Source organism: Bacillus sp. SRB3LM, from assembly GCF_015712745.1.
Classification (GTDB): domain Bacteria; phylum Bacillota; class Bacilli; order Bacillales; family Bacillaceae_G; genus Bacillus_A; species Bacillus_A thuringiensis_K.
On sequence record NZ_VWVQ01000076.1, the window covers coordinates 320,001 to 327,500 of the forward strand.

Here is a 7,500-nt window from a genome sequence, read left to right on the forward strand (position 1 = left end):
CTGGTTCTGTATTTAAACAATGGATAAAAGGTGTCTCTGCAGCAACCGGTGATTATATTTGGATTGCTGAGGCCGATGACTTATGTGATCAGACATTTTTAGAAGAAGTAATACAAGGTTTTCATATAGATAGTGATGTTGCCTTAAGCTACACACAATCAAAACAAATAGATGAACAAGGAAATATATTGGCCAATCATTATTTAGATTACACAAATGATATTGATAAAGAAAAATGGCAGAGTTCTTATGTGCGAAAAGGGATAGATGAAATACAAGATACGTTACTTATCAAAAACACCATACCTAATGTCTCAAGTGTAGTTTTTAAAAACATAGATATAAAAACAACAGCAAAACAATTGGAACAGTTTAAAATAGCCGGTGATTGGTTTTTCTATGTTTCTATCCTTAAAGAGGGGAACATTTATTTCAATCCAAAACCTCTAAACTATCATAGACGACATACAAATAGCGTAACGAGAGCAGAAGATTCATATTCCCATTACAGTGAAGTTGTACAAATGCAGAATTTCATTAAAGAAACCTTTACTATCGACGACATTTCAAAAAAGAAAATGTACGCATATAGAAAGTATCTTAAAACATATTTGAAGGTTTAATTATATATTTTCTTTACCATCAGTATCTCTTGTAAGACATTACTATTATTTAAGGAGGGTTACTCTTTGAAAGAATTTATAGAGGCAAATAAAGATTTGATTTCTCAAATTGCACAGAACTACAATGTAAATGCAAGTATCCATCCGGAGGATCACATCTTCCAATTCTTGGTCGCGAATCCAGTCTTTCCTTCTAAAAAAGAAGCAATAGATTATTATTTTAAAGATGGAAGAAAATCAGCAGAAACACTCTTAGATTTAATGACTTCCTTTTATCCTCCTGTAGACACTCCAACAAAATTATTAGAATTCGCATCCGGATATGGCTGCGTAACACGCCATTTATTAAACTTACAAACGAACTTACATATAACTACCTGTGATATACATGAAGAGGCTATTAGTTTTATTGAACGCACATTAAATACTTCATCTATCTTATCTCACCCTGAGCCGGAACAAGTAAAATTATCGTCTACGTATGATATCGTTTTTGGTCTATCCTTTTTTTCTCATATGCCTGATACAACTTGGTTTCGTTGGCTTCAAACATTGTATAATGCTGTGTCCCCTGGCGGATTATTCATTTTCACAACTCATGGATATCAAAGTAAAAAGTACTTCGGCTTTCCAGATTTAAATAAACAGGGTTATTGGTTTCTCCCCTCTAGTGAACAACTGGATTTAGATGTGCATCAATACGGGCAAACGATCGTTAGTCCCTCTTACGTATGTGACAAAATTAAATTATTACCTTATAATCCTATCATCAAAAAATACACTGAAGGTTTTTGGTGGGAACATCAAGACCTTTGGGTAATACAAAAAGAAACAAAATAATAAACCATGCTCTACTTATACAGAAGTAGGGCATGGCTTATTATTTTTTACTATATAAGAACTCTTCAATCCATAGCTTATTTAATCTAATTCCACTTTTGAAATCCACTTTCGGTTCCCAATTACATTCTCGTCTTACCCTATCTATATTTAAAATGATTTTTTGAACATTTTCTTGCTTTTGGTTATAGCAGATAAAGTCCACTTTTCTTTCCGTTAATTTCTCCAATTCTACTATAATTCGTTTTAAAGAGAGACCCTTGCCGCTCCCTATGTTATACACACAAGATTTCAAGCGATTTAATTGTGATAGTTGTATAGTGATTTCCACTAGATCATCGATATAAATATAATCTCGAATAATCTCTTGTGGATTCCCATATATATTAATCTTTTCATTACTGAGATGCTGATACAAAAAACAGTTTATTGCTCCAACTTTCTTTAACGGGTTTTGATATTTTCCATATGGATTAGAATATCTACATACAACATAGTCCATTCCATACTTTTTCTTATAAAAGTACAAATAATTTTCAAGCGACACTTTTGTTATTCCATAAGGAGATAGTGGTTTTAATGGATGTTTCTCATCAATAGGTAAATATTCTGGTTCACCATAAACTGTGCCTCCAGAGGATGCTAATACAATTTTTTTAATAGGGAAACGTTTAACAGTTTCCATGAAATTAAGAAAAAAAAAGCTACTGTTCCTATCTCCAAAAACATCTTCAATTGAAGTTGTTACATTAGACGTTGCAGCTAAATAAATAATAATATCCACATTTACTAAAGCCTTATATATATCTTCAACATTTGCTAAATCACCTTTAATAAATTCAACCTCACTTATAAGATTTTGAGGAAAATTATTTATATGTCTGGAAAATACTTTTACATTTTGACCTTGTTTCAATAAACCTAATGCGAGGTTAATACCAATGAAACTATTTCCACCTACTATTAAATAATTATTCTTCCCCATAATATCCTCTCTAGTAATAAGATTTTTGCTTATCACACCTAGAAATACAAATAAATGAACTTGGACACTTTTATTATTTCTTTTCTTATAATTAATTGTATGCCTCTTATACATTTTCATTATCTTTATTTTATATTTCCCTTTTAGAATGGCTTTCTTATTTAAGACGAAAGCAAAATACACTCATAATATTTACTCATTCTCATGAATATATTGGATTAATAAAAAATCCTCTTCTATACCCTTAAAAAAGGAGTGTTAAACTCATGAAAAATATAAATCAAAAGTTTTTAGAGTACATCATTCTACATAAAGATCGAATTCCGCATTTCCATAAGGATTTTCCCCTTATATTATTTTGGAGTCATAGAAGCGGATGTACCGCATTAGCTAATTGGTTCTTCTTTCAAATTGGATTATTTCCTGAAGCAAAGAAATACAATGATTTTATTCATTACTATGAATTCTGGGTATATAAAAATAACCCCAATTATATACAAGCGGTACATAGCGGTCTTCTAGAAGCCAAAAAGCATGTTTGTAAACTCGTACGAAATCCCTATAAGAGGGCCGTTAGCTCATTTTTATTACTTGCTGACAATCCTTATGCTAGTCCTCAATGGAATAGTATCCGAAAGTGTTTTTATAATGACAAGCATAGTAAGCAAGGAATATCATTCAAACAATTTTTATATTACGTTCAAGCACTTGGTTCCAATTCCCAAGTAATAGATATGCACTTTAGTCAACAATACGTCCAAGGTGAAGAAGCCTTTATCCAACGCTATATACCTTTAGAAGATTTTAATAAGCAAATTCCCAAAATAGAAAACGAATACGGTTTGATTAAATCTGACCTAACCAAACTTACAAGTTCAGGTCATCATCGCGCTCACAAGATGGTTTATACAGGAAGCTATGCAGAACTTAGCATTACAGATGAAGCCTTTCCCCGATTTCCAACATACGCAAGCTTTTATGACAAAGAAACAATGGATTTAGTTACAGAAATATATGCAAAGGACTTTGAAATGTATCCATACACGAAAGGGATATTTTAAACCCCTACGTTTTTCAATGAATAAAAGCAAATGTATCGCATAGCATAAAGTGAAACTTTAATTAGTGTGGGGTTCTCCCCTACTAATTATTCCCTTCTACCAATCTTACTTTTATGGTTTCCCTAATTTCTACCCACTCTCTTTGGTTTCACATGTGTCTGATACTATCCATAAAGTGAGGGCGTTTACGGGCAGTTCATATCCCACCCAACTTCTTTGCTCCAGCCGGATTTTAAGGTGAGAGCATTACTGCCATGAAAATAATGGGGGAAATACATTGCATTTTATACAGGAGGGATATCATGTGGAAGGTAATTTGAAGCACAATAATGGCTACTGCGTTATTTGTGAGAAGGAAGCTACATTTATAGAGCATAATGATTGGCTTAGAGATCACTATTTATGTTCTACATGCCACTCTATACCGAGGCAAAGAGCTTTAGTTCATGTCTTAAATACATTTTTTCCAAAATGGGGGTCCTATCATATCCACGAGTCCTCACCAGGAGGGATTACAACTCAACTACTGATAAAAAACTGTAAAAACTATACATATTCTCAATACTTTAAAAACTATCCTCTTGGTCAATACTTTCAAGGAATTAGATGTGAGAATTTAGAAAACATGACTTTTCAAAATGAATCTTTTGATTTATTCATTACGCAAGATGTCTTTGAACACGTAATGGAGCCAGAGAAAGCCTTTAAAGAAATAGAACGTGTATTAAAGCCTGGTGGCGCTCATGTGTTTACCGTCCCTTGGTATCATACACTCCCAAAGACTTTACAAAGAGCAAGAAACAATAAAGAAGGAATTGAGTATATGGAAGAGCCAATTTATCATGGAAATCCTATTGATGAGAAGGGGGCTTTAGTAACATTTGATTGGGGCCAAGATATGATTGAATATATTTATACACATGCAAATATGTATACAATTGTTTATTTACAAAAGGATAGATCACTAGGATTAGATGCTGAATTTCTACATGTTTTTATTAGTAAAAAACACGAACATAATTTTTAGGCACTATATAATTTGGAGGTTAACAAATGAATAACTTTAAGTTAGGAAATGATTTTGATAACCTTGTTAGTCCTCTTTCTGACGTTGAACTTCTAAATCTATTTATACAAAGTTGCTCACAAACAAAGATAAATGGTATCCCAGTACCTATGTTCCCCCCCGAAGAAATTCAACAACAGTTTGTAGGAGCTTCCTATGAACACGCTCTTTATGAAGCATATTTGTTTTATAACCATGTAAAAACATATGCCCAAAATTTAGGTGTTCCCTTGAATAAAGAACGTAAAATTTTAGACTTTGGTTGCGGATGGGGAAGAATTATACGCTTTTTTTTCAAAGATGTTCGCGATGAAAATTTACTTGGTATTGATGTAGATCCCGCAATGATTAACATTTGCAATGAAACGTTAGGAAGAGGAATATATAAAACAGCCAATCCACAACCTCCTGTAGAATTTATTAGTGACAATTCATTAGACATCATATTCGCTTATTCTGTATTCTCACATTTATCCGAAGAAACTGCAGAAAATTGGATAAAGGAATTTTCAAGAATTCTTCGTCCAGGTGGCATCTTCATAGCCACAACACAAGCGCGCTATTTTCTCGATTACTGTCAACAATTCAAGGAACACCCTGAATTCATTCAAACGGGTTGGCATAAAACTTTATCACAAGCTTTCCCAGATATAAATCGGGCCATCTCGGATTATGAAAGCGGTAATTTTGTCCACAGTCCTACAGGAGCGGGAGATGTTAGAAATAGTAGCTTCTACGGAGAAACCGTTATACCTAGAAATTATATTAAAAATCACTATGAGAAGTATTTAAAGCTACGGGACTTTTTTGATGACGCAAGCCGATTACCCCAAGCCCTATTTGTTCTCCAAAAAGATTAACTCTTTTCCTACATGGTAATGCGCATAATTTTATAATGAAAATCACTTTTCATCTCAGCCATATATTAAATGATCCAAGATTCCTCTATCGAGCAAACTGTAAAAACGAATTCAATATGAAGCACAACAAAATAGTAAGTAAATAACCTATCTAGCGCTTTAAACTCGATTCAAAAAATCAAAAGTAACTTCCCCCCCACTTTGAACTACAAAGAACATAAGGAGGATATACCTTGAAAATAATTGCTTTTTACTTACCGCAGTTTCATCAAATAAAAGAAAATGACAAATGGTGGGGAAAAGGTTTTACTGAATGGACAAATACTAAAAGTGCACGACCTTTATTTGCAGGACATTATCAACCTAGAGAACCTTATCAAGATTTTTATTATGACTTAACGGACCCATCCGTAAGAAAATGGCAAGCAAAAATTGCCAAAGCACACGGCATATATGGTTTTTGTTATTACCATTACTGGTTTAAAGGAAAAAGGCTATTGGAGACACCCTTTAATGAAGTACTTAAGACGGGCGAACCAGATTTTCCATTTTGCCTTTCTTGGGCAAATGAACCGTGGACAAAAACTTGGGATGGTCTTGATAGCCATATATTAATGCCTCAAAATTATGGAGAGTTATCGGATTGGAAAGAACACTTTGACTATTTATTACAAGCTTTCCAAGATGAAAGATATATTCGTATAGATGATAAACCCCTATTCATTATTTATCGTCCTGGGCATATCCCTGACTGTGAGCAAATGCTTAATTACTGGGATACACTCGCACAAGAAAATGGGTTGAAAGGTATATACTTTGTAGAAACATTAAACAGCTTCCCACTTCCTAATATAAATGGGTTCGATGCTAGCATTCAATTCGAGCCTTTTTATACAATTGCTCATGATAGCTCTCCAGACATAAATAAGACAATATATGAGTCTGGTAAACAAATAAACGCTTGGGATTATGATAAAGTTTGGATGTATATACTAAAGCGATCTCCTCCAGAGAAAAAAACATTTCCCGGTGCCTTTGTTGACTGGGACAACACAGCACGTCGCAAAGACTTAAATAGCAGCATCTTTCTCGGTTCTACTCCTGAGAAGTTCACGATATACTTAAGTAAGCAAATTCATCGTACCTATTCTCTTTACAACAGCGAGTTTTTATTTATTAATGCGTGGAATGAATGGGCAGAAGGTACTTACTTAGAACCAGATAAAAAGCATGGATTCGCCTATTTAGAAGGAGTTAAACAGGCAATTAAGAGAGGTATGAAAGCATACAAAAAAGACGAGTCATTCTGACTCGTCTTAAGATTGCTTGGCGACGTCCTACTCTCACAGGGACAAGGTCCCAACTACCATCGGCGCTAGAGAGCTTAACTTCCGTGTTCGGTATGGGAACGGGTGTGACCTCTCTGCCATCATTACCAGACTGTATTCATTTAAGACAAGAATTATTATAACTCATTTACTTTTGAAAGTCAACAAGTTTTTTATATTCTTTCAAAACTAGATAACATTGCTACATATTATATGGTTAAGTCCTCGATCTATTAGTATTCGTCAGCTCCACATGTCACCATGCTTCCACCTCGAACCTATCAACCTGATCATCTTTCAGGGATCTTACTAGCTTACGCTATGGGAAATCTCATCTTGAGGGGGGCTTCATGCTTAGATGCTTTCAGCACTTATCCCTTCCGCACATAGCTACCCAGCTATGCCCTTGGCAGAACAACTGGTACACCAGCGGTGCGTCCATCCCGGTCCTCTCGTACTAAGGACAGCTCCTCTCAAATTTCCTACGCCCACGACGGATAGGGACCGAACTGTCTCACGACGTTCTGAACCCAGCTCGCGTACCGCTTTAATGGGCGAACAGCCCAACCCTTGGGACCGACTACAGCCCCAGGATGCGATGAGCCGACATCGAGGTGCCAAACCTCCCCGTCGATGTGGACTCTTGGGGGAGATAAGCCTGTTATCCCCGGGGTAGCTTTTATCCGTTGAGCGATGGCCCTTCCATGCGGAACCACCGGATCACTAAGCCCGACTTT

At 35.1% G+C, this 7,500-nt stretch carries 7 protein-coding genes and 2 rRNA genes (2 of these 9 running past the window's edge); 6 read left to right on the forward strand and 3 right to left on the reverse strand.

The window, feature by feature from the left end; translation table 11 throughout:
• A protein-coding gene (locus F3I02_RS22895) for a glycosyltransferase (RefSeq protein WP_196478474.1) crosses the window boundary here: on the forward strand, window positions 1–623 show its 3' end. It extends 1,309 nt beyond the left edge of the window; the window shows 623 of its 1,932 coding nt (coding positions 1,310–1,932); its start codon lies off the left edge, out of view; the stop codon is at window positions 621–623.
• A gap of 66 nt (window positions 624–689) precedes the next feature.
• The gene (locus F3I02_RS22900) at window positions 690–1,463 is read left to right on the forward strand and encodes a class I SAM-dependent methyltransferase (protein ID WP_196478475.1); all 774 of its coding nucleotides are present in this window, start codon (window positions 690–692) and stop codon (window positions 1,461–1,463) included.
• A gap of 40 nt (window positions 1,464–1,503) precedes the next feature.
• Here the strand turns inward: F3I02_RS22900 and F3I02_RS22905 are convergent, their stop codons facing one another.
• Window positions 1,504–2,448 (reverse strand): NAD-dependent epimerase/dehydratase family protein, encoded by a 945-nt coding sequence (locus F3I02_RS22905; RefSeq protein ID WP_196478476.1) that lies wholly within the window; start codon window positions 2,446–2,448, stop codon window positions 1,504–1,506.
• Window positions 2,449–2,714: 266 nt separating this feature from the next.
• On the opposite strand from F3I02_RS22905, the gene F3I02_RS22910 reads away from it, so the two are divergent.
• The 4 genes from F3I02_RS22910 to F3I02_RS22925 all read left to right on the forward strand — a co-directional run bounded on the left by F3I02_RS22910 (window position 2,715) and on the right by F3I02_RS22925 (window position 6,745).
• Window positions 2,715–3,509 carry a sulfotransferase family 2 domain-containing protein gene (locus F3I02_RS22910; protein WP_000790062.1) on the forward strand — a complete coding sequence of 265 codons (795 nt, stop codon included), beginning with the start codon at window positions 2,715–2,717 and terminating at the stop codon, window positions 3,507–3,509.
• A 304-nt stretch (window positions 3,510–3,813) separates the two neighbouring features.
• The gene (locus F3I02_RS22915; protein WP_000398923.1) at window positions 3,814–4,536 is read left to right on the forward strand and encodes a class I SAM-dependent methyltransferase; all 723 of its coding nucleotides are present in this window, start codon (window positions 3,814–3,816) and stop codon (window positions 4,534–4,536) included.
• A 26-nt stretch (window positions 4,537–4,562) separates the two neighbouring features.
• The gene (locus F3I02_RS22920) at window positions 4,563–5,435 is read left to right on the forward strand and encodes a class I SAM-dependent methyltransferase (protein ID WP_001058686.1); all 873 of its coding nucleotides are present in this window, start codon (window positions 4,563–4,565) and stop codon (window positions 5,433–5,435) included.
• 233 nt (window positions 5,436–5,668) lie between these two features.
• Complete coding sequence (locus F3I02_RS22925; RefSeq protein ID WP_196478477.1) at window positions 5,669–6,745, forward strand: glycosyltransferase WbsX family protein; 1,077 nt, start codon at window positions 5,669–5,671, stop codon at window positions 6,743–6,745.
• A 14-nt stretch (window positions 6,746–6,759) separates the two neighbouring features.
• Here the strand turns inward: F3I02_RS22925 and rrf are convergent.
• Window positions 6,760–6,875: ribosomal RNA gene (rrf, locus tag F3I02_RS22930) — 5S ribosomal RNA — on the reverse strand.
• Between the two features lie 101 nt (window positions 6,876–6,976).
• A 23S ribosomal RNA gene (locus F3I02_RS22935) occupies window positions 6,977–7,500 on the reverse strand; it runs 2,399 nt beyond the window's last position.

Coding starts and splice junctions, on each gene's coding strand:
- F3I02_RS22905 (WP_196478476.1), bottom strand. CDS start 2,448: ATGGGGAAGAATAATTATTTAATAGTAGGTGGAAATAGTTTCATTGGT.
- F3I02_RS22910 (WP_000790062.1), top strand. CDS start 2,715: ATGAAAAATATAAATCAAAAGTTTTTAGAGTACATCATTCTACATAAA.
- F3I02_RS22920 (WP_001058686.1), top strand. CDS start 4,563: ATGAATAACTTTAAGTTAGGAAATGATTTTGATAACCTTGTTAGTCCT.